The sequence below is a fragment of the Flavobacterium zhoui genome (genome assembly GCF_042787235.1).
GTDB classification, from domain to species: Bacteria; Bacteroidota; Bacteroidia; order Flavobacteriales; family Flavobacteriaceae; genus Flavobacterium; species Flavobacterium zhoui.
In genome coordinates, this window is the sequence record NZ_JBHZPY010000021.1 from 1 (window position 1) to 18,336 (window position 18,336).

At 32.1% G+C, this 18,336-nt stretch carries 16 protein-coding genes and 1 pseudogene; 10 read left to right on the plus strand and 7 right to left on the minus strand.

Annotation, left to right across the window (positions count from 1 at the left end; translation table 11 throughout):
- Positions 1-139: 139 nt before the first annotated feature.
- From ACFX5F_RS15865 to ACFX5F_RS15895, 7 genes are all read left to right on the plus strand, one after another.
- Positions 140-658: a heme NO-binding domain-containing protein gene (locus tag ACFX5F_RS15865; RefSeq protein WP_379853015.1), complete on the plus strand. Its 519-nt coding sequence runs from the start codon at positions 140-142 to the stop codon at positions 656-658.
- 8 nt (positions 659-666) lie between these two features.
- Positions 667-3,351, plus strand: a complete 2,685-nt coding sequence (locus tag ACFX5F_RS15870) for a PAS domain S-box protein (RefSeq protein ID WP_379853001.1) — start codon at positions 667-669, stop codon at positions 3,349-3,351.
- Positions 3,352-3,608: 257 nt separating this feature from the next.
- Positions 3,609-3,836 carry an ATP-binding protein gene (locus ACFX5F_RS15875; protein ID WP_489753084.1) on the plus strand — a complete coding sequence of 76 codons (228 nt, stop codon included), beginning with the start codon at positions 3,609-3,611 and terminating at the stop codon, positions 3,834-3,836.
- A complete protein-coding gene (locus ACFX5F_RS15880) occupies positions 3,823-4,140 on the plus strand; it encodes an Hpt domain-containing protein (protein ID WP_379853002.1) in 318 nt (105 codons plus the stop codon). The genes ACFX5F_RS15875 and ACFX5F_RS15880 overlap by 14 nt, the downstream gene beginning before the upstream one ends.
- 13 nt (positions 4,141-4,153) lie before the next feature.
- Positions 4,154-4,861, plus strand: a complete 708-nt coding sequence (locus tag ACFX5F_RS15885) for a LytR/AlgR family response regulator transcription factor (protein WP_379853003.1) — start codon at positions 4,154-4,156, stop codon at positions 4,859-4,861.
- 834 nt (positions 4,862-5,695) lie between these two features.
- Complete coding sequence (locus tag ACFX5F_RS15890) at positions 5,696-6,892, plus strand: glycosyltransferase (RefSeq protein WP_379853004.1); 1,197 nt, start codon at positions 5,696-5,698, stop codon at positions 6,890-6,892.
- A 635-nt stretch (positions 6,893-7,527) separates the two neighbouring features.
- On the plus strand, positions 7,528-8,241 hold the full coding sequence (locus tag ACFX5F_RS15895; protein ID WP_379853005.1) for a PH domain-containing protein: 714 nt from the start codon (positions 7,528-7,530) through the stop codon (positions 8,239-8,241).
- A gap of 83 nt (positions 8,242-8,324) precedes the next feature.
- Here ACFX5F_RS15895 and ACFX5F_RS15900 read toward each other — a convergent pair whose 3' ends face one another.
- The 3 genes from ACFX5F_RS15900 to ACFX5F_RS15910 all read right to left on the minus strand — a co-directional run bounded on the left by ACFX5F_RS15900 (position 8,325) and on the right by ACFX5F_RS15910 (position 11,696).
- On the minus strand, positions 8,325-9,425 hold the full coding sequence (locus ACFX5F_RS15900; RefSeq protein WP_379853006.1) for a DUF4407 domain-containing protein: 1,101 nt from the start codon (positions 9,423-9,425) through the stop codon (positions 8,325-8,327).
- Positions 9,426-9,627: 202 nt separating this feature from the next.
- Entirely contained in the window at positions 9,628-11,229 is a 1,602-nt protein-coding gene (pckA, locus tag ACFX5F_RS15905) for a phosphoenolpyruvate carboxykinase (ATP) (RefSeq protein WP_379853007.1), read from the minus strand.
- Between the two features lie 65 nt (positions 11,230-11,294).
- A complete protein-coding gene (locus ACFX5F_RS15910) occupies positions 11,295-11,696 on the minus strand; it encodes a DUF423 domain-containing protein (protein WP_379853008.1) in 402 nt (133 codons plus the stop codon).
- Between the two features lie 210 nt (positions 11,697-11,906).
- Here ACFX5F_RS15910 and ACFX5F_RS15915 point away from each other — a divergent pair, with 210 nt between their 5' ends.
- From ACFX5F_RS15915 to ACFX5F_RS15925, 3 genes are all read left to right on the plus strand, one after another.
- Positions 11,907-13,277, plus strand: coding sequence for a saccharopine dehydrogenase family protein (locus tag ACFX5F_RS15915; protein ID WP_379853009.1), 1,371 nt, complete (start codon positions 11,907-11,909; stop codon positions 13,275-13,277).
- A 389-nt stretch (positions 13,278-13,666) separates the two neighbouring features.
- Positions 13,667-14,086 (plus strand): hypothetical protein, encoded by a 420-nt coding sequence (locus ACFX5F_RS15920; protein ID WP_379853010.1) that lies wholly within the window; start codon positions 13,667-13,669, stop codon positions 14,084-14,086.
- On the plus strand, positions 14,083-14,949 hold the full coding sequence (locus tag ACFX5F_RS15925; protein ID WP_379853011.1) for an exonuclease domain-containing protein: 867 nt from the start codon (positions 14,083-14,085) through the stop codon (positions 14,947-14,949). The genes ACFX5F_RS15920 and ACFX5F_RS15925 overlap by 4 nt, the downstream gene beginning before the upstream one ends.
- A 423-nt stretch (positions 14,950-15,372) precedes the next feature.
- Here ACFX5F_RS15925 and ACFX5F_RS15930 read toward each other — a convergent pair whose 3' ends face one another.
- The 4 genes and pseudogenes from ACFX5F_RS15930 to ACFX5F_RS15945 all read right to left on the minus strand — a co-directional run.
- The gene (locus tag ACFX5F_RS15930) at positions 15,373-17,079 is read right to left on the minus strand and encodes a M56 family metallopeptidase (RefSeq protein WP_379853012.1); all 1,707 of its coding nucleotides are present in this window, start codon (positions 17,077-17,079) and stop codon (positions 15,373-15,375) included.
- Entirely contained in the window at positions 17,076-17,447 is a 372-nt protein-coding gene (locus ACFX5F_RS15935) for a BlaI/MecI/CopY family transcriptional regulator (RefSeq protein ID WP_379853013.1), read from the minus strand. The genes ACFX5F_RS15930 and ACFX5F_RS15935 overlap by 4 nt, the downstream gene beginning before the upstream one ends.
- A 38-nt stretch (positions 17,448-17,485) precedes the next feature.
- Entirely contained in the window at positions 17,486-17,911 is a 426-nt protein-coding gene (locus tag ACFX5F_RS15940) for a toxin-antitoxin system YwqK family antitoxin (RefSeq protein WP_379853014.1), read from the minus strand.
- A 325-nt stretch (positions 17,912-18,236) separates the two neighbouring features.
- Positions 18,237-18,336: pseudogene (locus tag ACFX5F_RS15945) on the minus strand (IS982 family transposase); the annotation flags it as partial.

Genomic DNA, 18,336 nt, shown 5'->3' on the forward strand with positions numbered 1-18,336 from the left:
AAAATCAAAAAACACGGCAGAAGGTCTGTTAGTGTATTCAAATACGGACTGGATTATTTATCTAGATTTCTATTAAGTGGATTTAATTTACTAGAAATCAGAATATTTCAGTTTTTGTCATGTACTTAAAAATAAAGCTATTGAAGAACTAGTAACGGCCAATTTTGGGGCGAATAAATGGGAGGCAATTAAACTTCGTAGTGGGATAGATGTAGATTTTTTTATAAGTAGTGAGCCTTATGATGATGCTATCACTTTTAAGTTAGCACAAGCAGTTTCTGAAGAGATGAGCATGACCTTGAGTGCCGTTTTAATTGTCTTTGGAGAATGGTGGGTCGTAAAGACGACAAAGGATAAATATGGAGGATTAATGGACGCGGGAGGAGATAATTTGAAAGAATTTTTAATCAACTTGCCTCTTTTTCATAATCGAGTAATGCTGATTTATCCAAAACTGACTCCGCCAGAATTCAAAATTAGTGATGTTACTGAAAACAGCGTTAAGTTGCATTATTTTTCAAAAAGAGAGGGGCTTCAAGACTTTGTAAGAGGGCTTATCCAAGGATTGGGAATAATGTACGATACTCCTGTCAAAATTAATTTAATTCAAACTCGCGACGAAGGTTGCTCACATGAAATTTTTAATGTAATTTGGTAAAAAAAAGCATGGAAAAGTTAGGATTTAATTTTGATGAAGATAGTTTCAATAAGTTATTTCCTTTTTATATTCTAATCGATGCTAAATTAAAAATAAAAGGGTTTGGTAAAAGTTTAGCCAAAACCTTACCGTCAATTACCATAAATGACAATTTTAATTCAACTTTTGAAGTTAAAAGACCTTTTGTTGAAAATCCAACTTTTGAAGACTTAATAGGAATTTTTGATCAACTTGTCGTTTTAGGAACCTCTATTAAAGATATTGATTTACGAGGTCAATTTCAACTTCATAATGATTCTATTTTATTTGTAGGTTCTCCCTGGTTTGTCTCTATGAATCAAGTTAGTGAAAGAAAACTAACATTCCATGATTTCGCTTTTCATGATCCCTTGCTCGACCTGCTTCATGTTTTAAAAACGCAAGAAATTACTACCCAAGAATTAGAAGAATTATTGATTAAAATTAATAATCAAAAAAAAGATTTAACTAGAGATCAAGAAGAATTAAATAAGCTGTCTCTTGTAGCTAGTGCTAACGAGTATGGCGTTGTTTTTACAAAATCCAATGGTGAAATTTTTTGGTGTAATGATGCTTATTTAAATTTGACAGGCTTTTCTAAAGAAGAAGTTATAGGAAGAACTCCTGTTGAGATTGGAAAATGCGAGTACACAAATAAAAAGGACTTAAAGAGAATGACTGGCCCATTTTTTAAAGGCGAAAAATTCGATGTAGAATTGGTTCATGGTCGAAAAGATGGCAGCTATTTTTGGACTAAAACAAAAGGGCAACCTGTCTTAGATTCAGCAGGAAACGTTAGTCGGTATTTTGCGATGATAGAGGATATAACCGAAAAAAAGCATGCGGATTTTAAATTACTGGAGTCCGAAAACAGACTTTCATTTCTTATTGTTAATCTGCAAACGGGTATTATTTTGGAAGATGAAAACAGGAAACTTATACTTGCAAATAAAAAATTCTGCAACATGTTTGATTTTGAAGGTGATCCGGATACTTTAATCGGGATGGACTATTCTAATTCTGTCGAGGATTCAAAACGTTTTTTTAAGAACCCTGATTTGTATGCGGAAAGATTAAATAGCATATTTAAAAGTAATGAACCTGTTTATAATGAAGATTTAGAGCTTGTTGACGGCAGGTTTTATGAGAGAAATTTTATTCCGATTTTTAGGGATGGTATTTATAAAGGCAATCTTAGGTCGTATGTTGATATTACTATAAAAAAGAAACACGAGGAAATATTACGAAACGAAAAAGAGAAATACAGCAACATTATTGCCAATATGAACTTAGGTTTAATTGAGGTTGATCAAAACGATGGCATTACTTTAGCAAATCATAGTTTTTGTGAAATTAGCGGGTATAGTATGGCGGAACTAATTGGAAAAAAAGCATCAAGTTTATTTCTAACCGAAGAAAGTAAGCAGCTTATTGAAACTAAAAATGAATTACGGACTCAAGGGGTGACTGATTCCTATGAAGTTCAAGTAAAAAATATAAAAGGAGAAAAAAGACATTGGTTAATAAGTGGAGCCCCAAATTATAATATTAATGGAAAAATAATAGGTTCGATAGGAATTCATCTGGACATAACAGAGCAAAAAGAACAGGAAGAAAGACTCTATTTACTCTCTTTAATTGCTGAAAAAAATATAAATGCAGTTGTAATTTGTGACGTAGAGGGTAGGATAGAATGGGTTAATTGCAGTTTTGAAAAAATGTCTGGATATGCTAAAGAAGAATTGGTTGGAATAAAACCTGGATATCTACTGCGGGGACCTGAAACAAATCCTGAAACTATTCAGTACTTAAAAAATCAAATTAGTAAAGGGCAACCCTTTAACTGTGAAATTATAAATTATTCTAAAACGGGAGAAAAATATTGGGTCAAAATCCAAGGACAAGCTTTATATAATAAAGAGGGTGAAATAGTCCGGTTCTTTGCTATTGAAGAAAACATTTCCAACAAGAAATTGTTGGAAAATCAAAGGGAAGAATTAGTAGAGAGTTTAGCAAAAACGAATAAAGAACTGGAAGATTATGCACAAATAGTTTCGCATGATTTAAAATCGCCTTTGCGAAGTATTCATTCTTTAATTTCATGGATAAAAGAGGATAATGATAGGGCATTTAGTGATCAAACCTTAAAATATTTTTCTATGATTGAACATAAAGTGGAAAAAATGGATCATTTAATTGAAGGCATACTGACTTATTCAAAAATTGATAAAGAGGATATGGTCAAAGAAAATGTAAACACACAGCAAATTATACAAGGTATAGTTGATATTATTCACATTCCAAAACATATTACTATTATTATTAAAAATAAGCTGCCGATTATAAAAGCAGATCGTTATAGAATTCAACAGTTGTTTCAAAATATAATAGGAAATGCTGTTAATTATATTGAAAGGGAAGCAGGTTTAGTGGAAATAGCTTCGGAAGAATTTGATGATCATTATGTTTTTTCAATCAAAGATAATGGTGTTGGAATTGCAAAAGAGCATCACAAAAAAATATTTAATACTTTTCAATCGTATACAAAAAGTGAGCATTCAACTGGACTAGGGCTTTCAATTGTTAAGAAAGTCGTCGACACTTATAATGGCGAAATTTGGATTGAAAGTGAATTAGGGGAAGGTTCTACCTTTTTTGTAAAACTTAATAAGTAGATTATGAAAATCATTCAGGCTTCGAAATTAAAAAATCAATAGAGAATAATTGATCTAAATATTTTGATTGATGAGATTTTAAGGACTATCCATATTTGTGAACATGTCGAAATTACTATAAATAACCAATTGCCCAAAGTATTTGGAAATGACTTTAAATATAAATAGCTATTTCAAAACTTGGTACAAAATGCCATCAATACAATGATAAAGAAAAAATCACTGTCGAAATTGGAAATTCAGAAAGTGATACGAAAATCAGTTTTTATATAAAAGACAACGGAATCGGCATTCCGCAACAGTACCAGACTAAAATTTTTGATATTTTTTCTAAATTAGAGAATAATGATGCGTCCTCAGGAATAGGGCTTTCTATTGTAAAAAAAATTATTAACTACTATAATGGTAAAATTTGGCTGGAAAGTCAAGAAAATATTGGAACAACTTTTTATTTTACAATACTAAAAAACAATGGAACAGCCTAATCTAACGTACATCGACGAATTGTCAGGAGATAATCTTGAATTCAAAACTAAATTAATTGGTATTCTTAAAAAAGAACTTCCAAATGAAATAAAAGGCTACTCAGAGGAAATGGAAAACACCAATTTTTCCAAGGCTGCGCAATCGGTTCATAAACTAAAACATAAAATATCTATACTTGGTTTAGAAAAAAGTTATTATATTGCTGAAGAATATGAAGTTAATTTAAAAAATAACTCAACAAATTTGAATGCTGATTTTGAAAATATTTTAAAAATCATGCAAGATTTTGTAAACCGTTTGTAAAACCGCTTACCGTATGAATTGCATTATTATTGATGACGAAGAGATGGCAAGAGCGATTATGACTCAGATGATCACGCTATATCCTGAACTTAAATTGATTCAAGAATTCCCCAATGCTATTCAGGCTATAAAATTCTTGAACCATACTGAAGTTGATTTAATTCTCTTAGACATCCATATGCCTGATTTTACTGGCTTTGATTTTATTCAAAGTTTAAAAAATCCACCTAAAGTAATTTTGGTTACTTCAGATAAAAATTTTGCAATCGATGCGTTTGAGTACGAGTGCATCGTGGATTATCTTGTAAAACCAATTACCGAAGAGCGTTTGAATAAAGCAATTCAAAAAGCAAAATCCTATAAAATCACCTCTAAGCCAACAGAAATTAAACCAATTGTTGAGGATAACGCAAATGAGTTTTATATCAACATCGACCGCAGATTGATAAAAATTGAAATGGCATCTGTAAATATTGTAGAAGCCAAAGGGGATTATATCCATATAAAAACCGAGAGTAAAAATTATGTAGTCCATTCTACCCTAAAGAAAATAGAAGATAAATTACCTAAAGATTTATTTTTAAAAGTGCATCGTTCCTTTATTATAAACACTAAGAAAATTGTTGATGTTGAGGATAACAGTGTCTTAATAGCTAAAGATGTAATTCCAGTAAGTCGCGCTAATAGACCTGAGTTGATGAAAAGATTAAATTTATTGTAGTTTAGCTTAGATCGTTTAATATGACTTTACGTTACTAATACCAAAAAACCATTTCAATATCTTTATTAAAATAAATATTTACAAAAAACGCTTAGTACCCCGTAAATATTGAATTTAACAAAGAAAAGATTATAATTTTTAAAAAATGAGATTAAGAGATTAAGAAAATGCTGGCTATGTTCTGTTTAACAATTAGGTTTAGCGTTTTTTAAAAAGATGTCAAGTTGCATTCACGACATTTCGTGCTTTTTTTTAAGATTTTTTTTGACAAAATTGATTCTTAATCTCTTGATCTCCTTGTTGATGAAAGTAAAAAAATAATCACGGTCCGTTTAGCGGCCAGTCATATAATTTAATATTGGTTTTTTTTCTGACGTTTTAATTTGAGATTTTTATAAAACTTCAAGGGCTAAATCTATTGTGGATTCATCGACATTTATTGATTTTCTGGCTAAAAAATAGTGCAAAGTCTGTTGTTTTTATTTTTGATCTTTTAAAGAAGGATAATTATAAACAGATGAAGTCAGCTTCTGTTTTTGCTATGTCAAACATCTTTGCCTATTATCTTTTTATTCATAAATAGATTTCTGTCAGTTGTTATTTCTGCAGTTTTGTGACTTACACAAATTGGGCTAATAGTTCTATTCCATAATTCTCTTCAACAAGTAGTAGAAATGCAGATTGTTACTTTGGTGACACTACTATTTTTTCAGTTGTCTTTTTCTTTTATCATACTAAAAAGAATGTTCGTCTTAACTAATAAACCATTCGTCGAAAATAATAAATTTAAATCCTATCAATACAGATATTTACGGTACTAAAAATGCAAACAAAATGAAAGTAGCTGTAGTAACATCATTCCCTCCCAGTAAAGTAACCTTGAATGAATATGGTTATCATCTGGTGAAAAATTTCGTGCAAAGAACAGAAGTTTCAGAGCTGCTTTTGATTACTGATAAAACAACGGAACCAAAACAACTTGACTTTAAAAATAGTAATAAAGTATCTGTTAAAGAATGCTGGGAATTTAATAGTTATGCTAATTTATTCACCATTTGTAGAACTATTTTAAAAGAGAAACCAGATGCTGTTTTATTCAATTTGCAATTTGTAAAATTTGGAGATAAAAAAATTCCTGCCGCTTTGGGGTTGCTAATCCCTATGATTTTAAAACTTTTTGGTTTTAATACAATTGTTTTATTGCACACCATATTAGAACAAGTAGATCTCGAAAGTGCAGGGTTTACTAGCAACAAACTTGCTCAAAGAACCTATAATTTTATTGGAACAGGTTTAACTAAATGTATTCTTAAAGCGGATAAAGTTGCCGTAACTATTAGTAAATATGTAGATATTTTAAATGAAAAATATAAAACTGATAATGTTATATTAATTCCTCATGGGACCTTTGAGATAACAAAAAACCCCAATTTTGATTTGCCTCAAGGTCCTAAAAAGGTAATGGCATTTGGTAAATTCGGTACTTATAAAAAAGTTGAAATTTTAATTGATGCAGTTGAGTTAATTAGAAAATCCAGTGACGAAGCGATAGAAGTTGTAATTGCAGGAACAGATAGTCCTAATACACCGGGGTATTTACAAGAGGTTAAAGAAAAATATGCTCATGTGCCCGGAATTATTTTCACGGGTTATGTCGAAGAAAATCAAGTCGCTACTGTTTTTAATGAAAGTACGATGGTAGTATTTCCATATACTTCTACTACTGGAAGCTCTGGCGTTCTGCACCAAGCGGGTAGTTTTGGCAAGGCAGTTGTTATGCCAGATTTAGGGGATTTAAGTATTTTAGTTAAAGAAGAAGGTTATAAAGGGGAGTTTTTTAATCCTGAAAGCACAGAATCACTTGCAAAAGCCATTGAAGCAATTTTAAATGACGACGATTACCGCAGAAAACTAGCGAAGACGAACTATAATGTAGCTTGTGAACTTTCTATGGATAAAATAGTTCAGATGTACATTCGAGATTTTAAGCAAGTTAATTACGATAAAATAATAAGATGGGTTAATGGTTAAGTGTAAAAGAAAGGTTTTTTTATTGATATCAAATAAATCCAAACTATTTTCGGCTCTTTTTTTTACTACTTTATTCAGAACATGGGAATTAATCATATGAAGGTTCCCCACAAAAATGCGAGGTTCCGCAGTCTTAAAAAATATCTTCAAGTAACTTGATTGCTTATAAGTTGGTGTATCCTGAATTGCAGCAATGAGTTTTTTATTCCGATATGTTTTTCGGATCATTGTTGTCCGATAAAAATCTAATTAAATTATTACAGCCTCAATGCATAAAAGTCCTTTGGGAGATTTATAATAGGGATGTGTAATTTTTTTAATAATATTTTGTTCCAAGGTGTACATGCCTTGTAGGGGTTAAATAATGGTAGAAAGAGAGTTGTGATTAGATGATTTGTCCCGTAGGGACTGAACCTAATTTATATCTGACAATATTGATTAAAAGATGTTTTTTTAGTTGAAAAGTAATTATGCGATTGCCATAACCTTTTTTTTATTTCAGAATTGAATTGGTTTTCAAAAGTTTAACAAAGAAAATGCAAGTTGAAATCTAAGAATCAGAAAATAGGCATTACTTTTGCGAAGAAATTAAAAGAAAAGTAACAACACCTACTGAAATAAATTCAGCATATTATATGATAGAACAATTTAAAAAGTTTTTAAACGAAGAACAAGATCCAAAAGCCATCGAAAAAATAGCTTCAAAACTAAATGATTTATTGATGAAGAATGAAGAAATCGGTTATATCGCTGTTCAAAAAAAACCAGCAATTACCGTTTTGCCAGATAGTATTGTTTTGACAAACAAGAGAATCATCATCTGTCAGCCAAAAAATCTTGGGCTTTCTATGAATTTTATTGATTATACGTGGGACGAGATAGAGGGCACTTTTGTAAAAGAAAATATTCTGGGTTCTGAATTTTCGTTTACAACCAGAACCAACATGGAGGTTTCGATTGATTATATTCCGAAAATTCAAGCCAGAAAAATTTTTACCTATGCTAAAGAACAGTTGGATGTGTTGAAAAGTGGAGCTGCACTAAATGCTACAATTATTGATGAGGTTCCTTTGATTTTTATAGAAGAAGAAGTAGAGATTATTGAAGAAATGGAAACCGAAGAAGTAACCAATTTTGCTGAAATAATGCCAGTTACTCCACCAGTTTTTAATATGGAAAAGGAGCAATTAAATACCGTAGCGGAGGCTACAAAAGAAAGTGGATTAAGTGGTTTATCACAAAACGAGCTATTTGATAAATTACAGAACTATAAGAAATTATTGGATAACGGATTGATTTTACAAGGCGAATATGACGCTTTCAAAAAAGAAATTTTGAGTTATATGTAATTAGTCTTAAGGCCGAAAGTCATACAGTCAAAAGTAATACGTTATCTTTTGACTTTATGACTTTCGACTTTCTAACAGTAAGACTAAAGTGTTCTTTTCTGCTTTTCTACAAAATTATTGGATTGTAACTCTAATAAATCGGAGGTGTTTTTTCGCTGTAAATCATACAGTTTTTTGTCCTCTGCAATGTCTCCATAAACTTTATCATGCATAGAAGCACTGGTTTTTACCAATAAAGCGCGTTGGTATTTATCTTGTTCCAATGTGGCTTTTAATGCCGTTTCCAGATCTTCTAGTTTAAAATCATATTCTCCTTTTGGAGATAATAGTTTTGCGATAATAGGGGAAGTTTCAATGGCTAAAAACAAGAGCATAATGAAAAACGAAGGCAGCCAAGGTAATTTATCTAATGCGTTTATTCGCGCCATCAAACCGTCAAAACTGTCAATAATTGGTTGTGTCTCGGTTACTTTCTTGTCTAAGTCGGCTTGAAGTGTTTTGGATTTTAGCTCCATGGCTACAGTTTTAGCCAAGTTGATTTTTTGTAAGGTATCCAGTTCTTTTTTGACCAAATCATGTTTGGCAATTTTCTCTTTAAAAACTGGTCCCTTGCCTAATTTTTTGGTTCCAGCCGTTCCTTCGGCTTCGGTAATGTAGGTCTCGTAAAGCGCGTTGACTTCTTTTTCTTTATTGGTAACCTCCAATTTTAATTTATCGATTTCAGCTTTATTTTTATCCAAATCCGATTTGAAATAGTTAGCCACTTCTTTTTTATTGTTCAAAGCCATGGCGTTTTTCTCTTTCAATAAAACGGTGTTGATCTCTTTTTCGAAGATTTTAATTTCCAGCGGTTTCGAAATCACAATGGCAATGATAACTGCCAAGATAATTCGGGGGGTTGCCTGTAGAAATTCGCTGCTAAATTTGTCTCTTTTTCGAATGGTGGAAACAATAAAACGATCGAGATTAAAAATCAGTAAACTCCATACTAACCCAAAAAGTAAAGCGGGATAAATACTGTCAAAAACGGTAAACAGCGCATACGCACTGGCGATAAAAGCCATGACGGCGGTAAAGAAAACCGTGGCGCCAATACCAACATATTTGGTTTGTTCGCCCTCGGAGCAGCCTTCAAGAAGTTCTTTGTCGGCTCCGGAACAAAGAATGAAAAATTGTTTTAACATGATTGATGATTTTGATTGATGCTTACAAATTTAACGCCAATAATTTAATAATGGTATAAATAGTTGATATGTTTTTAATTAGCCTTTGGACTTGTTGGAACTAAAGACTTTTCGAGACAGTAGAGCGATGTTCTGTTTTGTCCAAATAAAAAAGAGCCATTCGTAATGAACAGCTCTTTTTCTTTTTTGAATTATAATTAACTTATGCGATTGGAGCTCCCGTCATAATTTCGGGATTTGCAAATTCTTCAAACTTAGCAAAGTTAGCTTTGAATTTTTGAGCTAATTCAACTGCTTTTTTATCATATAGTTCCGTGTCTTCCCAAGTGTTTCTTGGGTTTAATATTTCAACAGGCACATTTGGACAAGATTGTGGGATAGCAATTCCAAATACTTTATGATTTTCATACGCTACATCATCCAATTCTCCGTTTAATGCGGCTGTAATCATAGCACGGGTGTATTTCAGTTTCATTCGGCTTCCAATTCCGTATGGACCGCCAGTCCATCCAGTGTTAATCAACCAAACTTTTACATTTGCATCTTTCATTTTTTTGCTTAACATTTCAGCATATTTTGTAGGGTGCAAAGGCATAAATGGAGCGCCAAAACAAGCTGAAAAGTTAGGCTGAGGCTCTGTAATACCAGCTTCGGTTCCGGCAACTTTTGCAGTATATCCAGAAATAAAGTGATAAGCAGCCTGACCAGGTGTTAATTTTGAAATTGGAGGCAAAATACCAAAAGAATCTGCTGTTAAGAAAAATATGTTTTTAGGGTTTTTACCAATGGACCCAGGTTGAATGTTGTCAATATGGTAAATAGGGTAGCTTACGCGCGTGTTTTGAGTGATTGAGACGTCTTCAAAATCAACTTCATTTGTTTCGTTGTTAATGACTACGTTTTCTAAAATAGCACCTCTTTTGATAGCTCTAAAGATATCTGGCTCATTTTCTTCTGAAAGATTGATCACTTTTGCATAGCATCCACCTTCAAAATTAAAAACGGTATTTTCGTTTGTCCAGCCGTGTTCGTCGTCACCAATTAATTTTCTGTTTGGATCTGCAGATAAAGTTGTTTTACCAGTTCCTGATAATCCAAAGAAAATAGCGGTGTCACCGTCTTTTCCAACATTGGCACTGCAGTGCATTGGTAAAGTATTTTTGAAAACTGGCAAAATGAAATTCAAAGCAGAAAAAATTCCTTTTTTCATTTCACCTGTATAACCTGTTCCACCTATTAAAACAATTTTTTTGGTAAAATCTAAAATAGCAAAATTGCTTTGACGGGTTCCGTCTACAGCAGGGTCTGCTAAGAAACTAGGAACACATAATAAGGTCCATTCTGGCGTAAAGTTTTCAAGTTCTTCTAGTTCAGGTCTCAAAAACATATTGTAACAAAATAAATTTGCCCAAGGAGTTTCTGTTACCACACGAACATTTAATCTGTAGTTAGGATCCGCGCATACATAGGAGTCTCTAACGTAAACTTCTTTGTTTGATAAATAAGCCGTAACTTTTTTATATAAAGCATCAAACGCTTTAGGTTCAAAAGGAATATTTACTTTTCCCCACCAAACTTGGTTCTCAGAAATACTATCTTTCACGATAAATCGATCCAGAGGAGAGCGTCCTGTATATTCGCCGGTATTGATAGCTAAAGCGCCATTCGAAATTTCAACTCCTTGACCCAATTCGATAGTCATTTCATGTAATTCGTTGGCTGATAATTGGTAATGAATCTTTGCGTTTTCAATTCCTATGTCTTTTAGCGAAATCGATTGCGTAAACGGTGTGTTATTATTCATAAAATTATGTATTGTGTAGTTTAATTTATCGACTGCAAAAGTAGAACTTATATTTTAGATAGGATTTAATTATCTAATTTTTGTTGTTTTTTCTTTGTGACATTCCAAAATAGGAGCCCCCAAGCCAGTATTAATAGGAGTCCACCGATAGGAGTGAGAAAACCAATCACTTTAAAATCGAAAGTTGTAAGTGTATTTGTGGCTAATAAATAAATAGAACCAGAGAACAAAATAACGCCAAAAAGCACTAAATTATAGATAGTTTTTTTTGTTTTTTGACTGAGGTTTGTCATTAGACCAATGAATAGTAAAAACAGTGCCTGGTACATTTGGTAGCGTACTCCGGTCTCAAAAGTTGAAAGTTGTTCGATAGACAGTACTTTTTTTAGGGCATGTGCGCCAAAAGCACCTAATATTATAGCCAACATGCCAATAAAGGCGCCAGTTGAAATTATTTTTTTGTCCATCGTTTTCCTGTTTTTTTTCTCTGCAAATTTATCTCATATTCTATTCAAATTGAAAGAAATTAGGATATTCTTTTTAAAAATGTATATTGATCATCAAGGCGTTTTTACAAATATGTTATTTTTTAGAATAGTGTTATTTTAATATTTTTGGAACAATCATTTGTTATAAATACAACAATTTTGTATGTTTGTGTTATAATTATATGAAAAATGAGAACAATACTTATCATTGGGGCAGGAAGATCAGCTTCGTCGTTAATACATTATCTTCTGGAAAAGTCAGAAAAAGAGCGTTTACATCTAGTTATTGGCGATTTATCTCTGTCATTAGCTGAGAAGAAAACGAACAATCATCCTAACGCAACAGCAATAGCGCTCAATATTTTTGATGAAAATCAAAGAAAAAAAGCGATACAAAAAGCGGATATTGTGATTTCGATGTTGCCGGCACATTTGCATATTGAGGTGGCCAGAGATTGTGTTGTTTATAAAAAGAGCATGGTAACCGCTTCGTACGTAAGTGATGAGATGCAAGAATTAGATGCAGCAGCAAAGGAGAATAATCTTATCTTCATGAATGAGATTGGCTTGGATCCCGGAATAGATCACATGAGTGCTATGAAAGTTATTGATGAAATTGGAGATCAGGGCGGAAAAATGCTTTTGTTTGAATCTTTTTGTGGCGGACTTGTAGCTCCAGAATCCGATACTAATCTTTGGAATTATAAATTTACATGGGCTCCACGTAATGTTGTTCTTGCCGGACAAGGTGGTGCTGCAAAGTTTATTCAGGAAGGAACGTATAAATATATTCCGTATTGTAATTTGTTTCGTAGAACAGAATTCCTGGACGTGGAAGGTTTCGGTAGATTTGAGGCATACTCTAATAGAGATTCCCTGAAATATAGAAGTGTGTATGGCTTAGACGATGTTCTTACCTTATATAGAGGGACAATCCGTCGGGTTGGGTTTTCAAAAGCATGGAATATGTTTGTGCAATTGGGAATGACTGATGATAGTTACATTATGGAAGATTCTGAAAACATGAGCTACCGTAAATTTGTCAACTCCTTTTTGCCTTATCATCCAACGGATTCCGTTGAAATAAAAGTACGGCTGATTCTAAAAATTGACCAGGATGATATAATGTGGGATAAATTAGTGGAGTTGGATTTATTCAGCCATAAAAAAATTGTTGGACTTAAAAACGCTACTCCAGCACAAATATTAGAAAAAATATTGAGCGATAGTTGGACACTACAACCCGAAGATAAAGATATGATCGTGATGTACCATAAATTCGGATACGAATTAGATGGTGTAAAAAAACAAATCGATTCTAAAATGGTGTGCATAGGAGAGGATCAAATCTATACCGCCATGGCAAAAACAGTAGGTTTGCCAGTTGCAATGGCAACATTGCTAATTCTAAATGGTAAAATCACCACTCCGGGAGTACAGCTTCCGATTCGTAAAGAGGTTTATTTGCCTATTTTGAAAGAATTAGAAGAATACGGGGTTGTTTTCAAAGAACAAGCCATGCCTTATTTGGGCTATAATCCAGTAAAAGTTTTTAGTTAATAGTTTTTAGATTGTAGTTTGAATCCGCTGCTCTTGATAAAAGTCTAGAGTTGCGGATTTTTTTTTGCACTTTATTTATTGAATACGTATTTTTTGGGCGTGACCCTGTAGATTGCTTCGTCGTTCCTCCTCGCAACTTCGGGTCGGGCTGTACGCTGCAATCTTTATGTTTTTAAAGAAAAAACATAAAGGATTTTCGCTGCCATCCCTCACGCAAAGCATTCCGTTGATTCAAAGTCATTTTCAGTATTTGTAAGAAAATTTAATTATATTTGAAGAACTTAAAGCAAAATATAGCTTCGCCAATCCACGCAGAATTGGGTGTGTATGCGAAAGTTTGTTTTGCACCTATATATAAGTTACCAGATATTTTAAAAGAAACACAGAATATGGAAGAAAACGTAATAATAGAAATTACCGAAAATTCTTTAAATGCTTTTTCAGAAAAATTTTTAGAAAAAAGTAAACCAAATCAATTTTACGACAAAAATGTATTTTTTACACAAAAACTTCGTGGTTCAAAATACAATCAATTTCAAGTAATTGGAAATTTGGGTGGAATTCCAACTGATTCTGAATTTACATCTGATACAGATTTTTATATAATTTCTGATTTCATTTTTGAAGAAGTGAAATGTGGAATTATCGACACTCAACTTGTTGAGCTTGGAAAAAAACTGAATTCAAAAGGAAAGAAGCACACTAAATTAAAAGTGCTAACAGAAAAAGTATTTTTAGAACATATTCACAAAAGATGCTTAAACATTAATGACCAGGTTACTTTACATTTAATTAGTAAGCTTATATGAATTTCATAGCAATTGACGTTGAAACTGCAAATGCCGATTATTCAAGTATTTGTCAAATTGGAATTGCAATTTTTAATAATGGAGAAATTATTGAAAAATTAAAAATATTTGTAAATCCAGAAGATTATTTTGACCCTTTCAATGTGTCTATTCACGGAATTAACGAAGAAGATGTGTCAAATGCACCAACTTTCAATGAATTTTATAAAGAACTAAAATTCTTTTTAGAAGATAAAATTGTTATTCATCATATGCCATTTGATAGGATTGCGATAAATAGAGCTTGTGATTGTTATGGTTTAGAACATATAAAACCAAAATGGCTTGATAGTGCTAAAATTGTAAGAAGAACTTGGACAGATTTTGCTCATTCTGGTTATGGTTTATCTAATATTGCAAAATATTTAAATATAAAATTTGAGCATCACGATGCTTTAGAAGATGCAATTGTTGCTGGTTTAGTTGTATTAAAAGCAAGTGAAATTACAAATTTGACAATTGAAGAATGGTTTAAAAGAGTTGGACAACCAATATTTACTTATAAAGATTCAACTGCCATAAACCTTGATGGAAATCCCGAAGGACAACTGTATGGCGAGAGTTTGGTTTTTACTGGCGCATTATCAATTCCAAGAAGTGAAGCAGGATTAATTGCTTCTGAAATTGGTTGTAAAGTAACTAATTCCGTTACAAAAAACACAACAATGTTAGTCGTAGGAATTCAAGACAATACTAAACTTGCTGGTTATGAGAAAAGTTCAAAACATAGAAGAGCAGAAGAACTAATTGAAAGCGGAATAGCAATTAGAATTTTATCCGAAAATGATTTTGTAGAAATCTGCAATTTAATAGACGATAATTAATAAAAAAAACATGTGGTAACAGCTACAACGGATTTGGTCTTTAGGCTGAATTGAAAGTTGGTTTTGTATTTGGGAGATTTGCCAAATCCTTAAATATGGCTTAATTTAATCCCAAACCACTAGTAGCAAGGTAACGTTCAGTCTGGGTAAAGACGTAAAACTAGCCGCTGAAAATCCCGTATTTAAAGTTTTTGAAAGATATGTGGAAAGAGACTTAGTAAAGCACTTACGCTTATGTACATCTAATAAGCAAATTTTAAAACAAAATATTATGGCGGTCAGTTTGCGTTAGGGATTGCAATGAAAATCCTTTTTGTTTTTTTTCTTTAAAAAATAAAAAGATTATAATGGAAAGCCCGACCGAAGGTAACGCCCAAAAAAAAATCCGCTCATTTCTGAACGGATTTGTCTTTTTAGGATAGTTTACTTTGCTTGTTGTAGAGTAATCGGTAAACTGTATTGTACTCTAACGGGTTTGTCTTTATCTTTTCCAGGTATCCATTTCGGACTTAATTTTAAAACTCGAATAGCTTCTTCTCCTGTTCCAAATCCTATGTCACGAAGAATTTCGAATTCACTAAGACTTCCGTCTTTTTCTACCATGAATTTAATGTATACTCTTCCATTTCCTTTTAATTCTGTGGGGATTTTATAATTAGCTCCCATAAATTTGTAAAATTCATTCATTCCTCCAGGAAATTCCGGTTGTTGGATGGCCGTAATAGGATTGTTTTTGTCTTTATTAGCTGGAATAACTTTGCTTATATCTTTTCGTTTAGATACATCTTTAAGTATGACAGGATTCTTTATTGATCCGTCCTTTATCGTTTTCTCTATAACTTTGAAATATGACTTTTGATTTGTTTTTTTTGAATGCTTCTCAAAATAGGAATTGGTTTGCAAGATGAAATGATTCATATGTGGTTCAAATTTCTTCCCGTTATGAATGATGTTATCATATTTTGCATATGTTGCGATATCCTTGTAAGTGTATTGGCTTAAATCGGTATTTACAATCCCCCTTTTATCAAGAATTCCCCTAAAATTCACATCGCTTTTCCAGTTGTTGAATTCTTTTGCGGTAGGTGGATTTTTCTTAGTTGATGCGGGAACTTCTGCGATATAAAGCCTTTTTTCATTTAATGTTAAGTCTTCATATTTCTTATTAATTAATATGTTTTTGTGGCTGTCTTTTACAATCAATCTCACTCCTGCATAATAAGTATCTTTCTTTTTGTCTTTTGAAAGTGTAGATTCTCCTTTTTGACTATTTCCTTGTGCTACCATTTCAATACATAATAAGAGAATCAGGGAGGTAAAAAGTGGAATTAGGGCTATTTTCTTAAGAAGTGATTTTGTTTTTGATGTGGTTTTCGTCATCATAAGTAATCGTTTTTTGGTTATTAAATAATTTAAATTACTGGCCAAGTAAAAAGGTTGGTTCTCGTTTGCTTTCGATAGTAGTAAAGATTGGTAAAACGGAACGTTATTATATGATGTCACAACTTTCTCATCGGCAAGAAATTCGTGATTAAGTTGGATGTTTTTTTTATAAAAAATAAAAATGGGGTTGAACCAAAAAATGGTTTTTAGTATTTCAATAAACAAAATGTCCAATGTGTGCTTTTGTGTAACATGAACCAATTCGTGCGTGTATAATTCTTCCTCAATGTTTCGATTATTAAAATCCGCTTCGTTTATGAAAATTTTGTCCAAAAAAGTATGTGGAAGTGTTTTTTCTTTTAATAAAATCAATTCTGAATTCTTGTAATCAATACGATTATTTGATTTTATTTTAGACACTATTTTTTGGATATTTCCAATGAATCGAATCGTTAGTAATAAAGTTACCAATCCATAAAAACTAACTAATATGATGGGTAAATAGTTTGTTTCTGGAGCGAGAGTTGCGGTTCCTTCCATTATTTGGATGGTATTGTTTTCTGCTATTGGTTTTGATAATTCTTCCATAACTTCTATGGTTATAAAAGGGATTGCAAATGAAAAAATCAGGCTAAACAATAAGTAAAACCGATTGAAGACATGCATTTTTTCTTTTTCCAATACTAGATGATAAACGGCTAAAAGCACAAATAAACTAATTGAGGATTTAATTAGAAAGTCTATCATTTTTTCTTTTTTTGAAGTTCACTATCTATTATTTTTTTGAGTTCTTCCAGTTCTCTTTCCGACAAATTGGTTTCGGTGGTAAAGAAAGAAGCAAATTGTGATGCCGAATTATTAAAGAAATTACTAATCAATCCGTTTACGTGTTTTGAAAAATAATCCGTTTTTTTGACCAAAGGATAGTATTCTCGAGAGTTTCCAAATTCTGTGTATGCCACGAATTTTTTGTCAATCATTCTTTTTAAAAGTGTGGCAACGGTTGTCGTTTTGGGTTTTGGATTCGGAAATGCTTCAAGCAAGTCTTTCATAAAGGCTTTATCGAGTTTCCAAAGGTGTTCCATCAATTGTTCTTCGGAGTTGGATAATTGCATTTGATTTTGTTTAGTCGTTGAATTGAGTTGTTTTAAAATTACTGTTGCCGCTTTATTTCAGAAATCAATTTCCCGTCTTCAAATTTTTTAATTAGAATTGGTTTTCCTCTTTCATCAAAGAATTTCCAATCACCATTATAAAACCAATGTGCGTATTTGCTATCATTATCAAATCTTGTTTTTCCTTTTGATTCGATTTTGCCATTTTGATGGTACTTGGTTCTGATACAATAATCATCTTTGTACTTTTCTCTCATGATGATTTTTCCGTTTAGGTAATACTTCCATCTTTTTACTGGATCTCCTTTATGGTATTTCCCTATTGATTTGTATTGCGAACTGTCTTGGGCATATTTTTCGATCCAAAGCCCTTCTCTTTCTTTGTTTACTTTTTGGTTAATGGATTTGGCTTTGCATGCCACTAACAAAAAAAGAATACTGATTGAAATAATTATGTTACGCATATCAACAATTTGTTCTACATAAATAGAGTTTGCTCTACAAATGTAGAGCAATATATTTAAGAAACAAATTTTTTTAAAAGATTTTGATTTGTTATTATTTATGTCGTCGTAAAGTGCGTTAGGGATAGCAGTGGCATCCTTTTGTGACAAGATGAACGAGTAGCGGAGCAAAATAGAAATGGAACAAAAGATATAGCGAATAGCCCGACCTTGTTTCTAGGTAGAAGTTCTAATTGAACGAGGTAGTTCTGGAACGAGGTAACGCCCAAAAAAAAATCCGCTCATTGCTGAACGGATTTTATAAAATGTAACCCGTTGGGTGTAATTAAATGATTTGATTTTTGATATTATTTATTGGTCTATCAAAGATAAATTTATTGATATATTGAACCAATGTTAATGCTGTTATTTTTGCTAAAATTCTT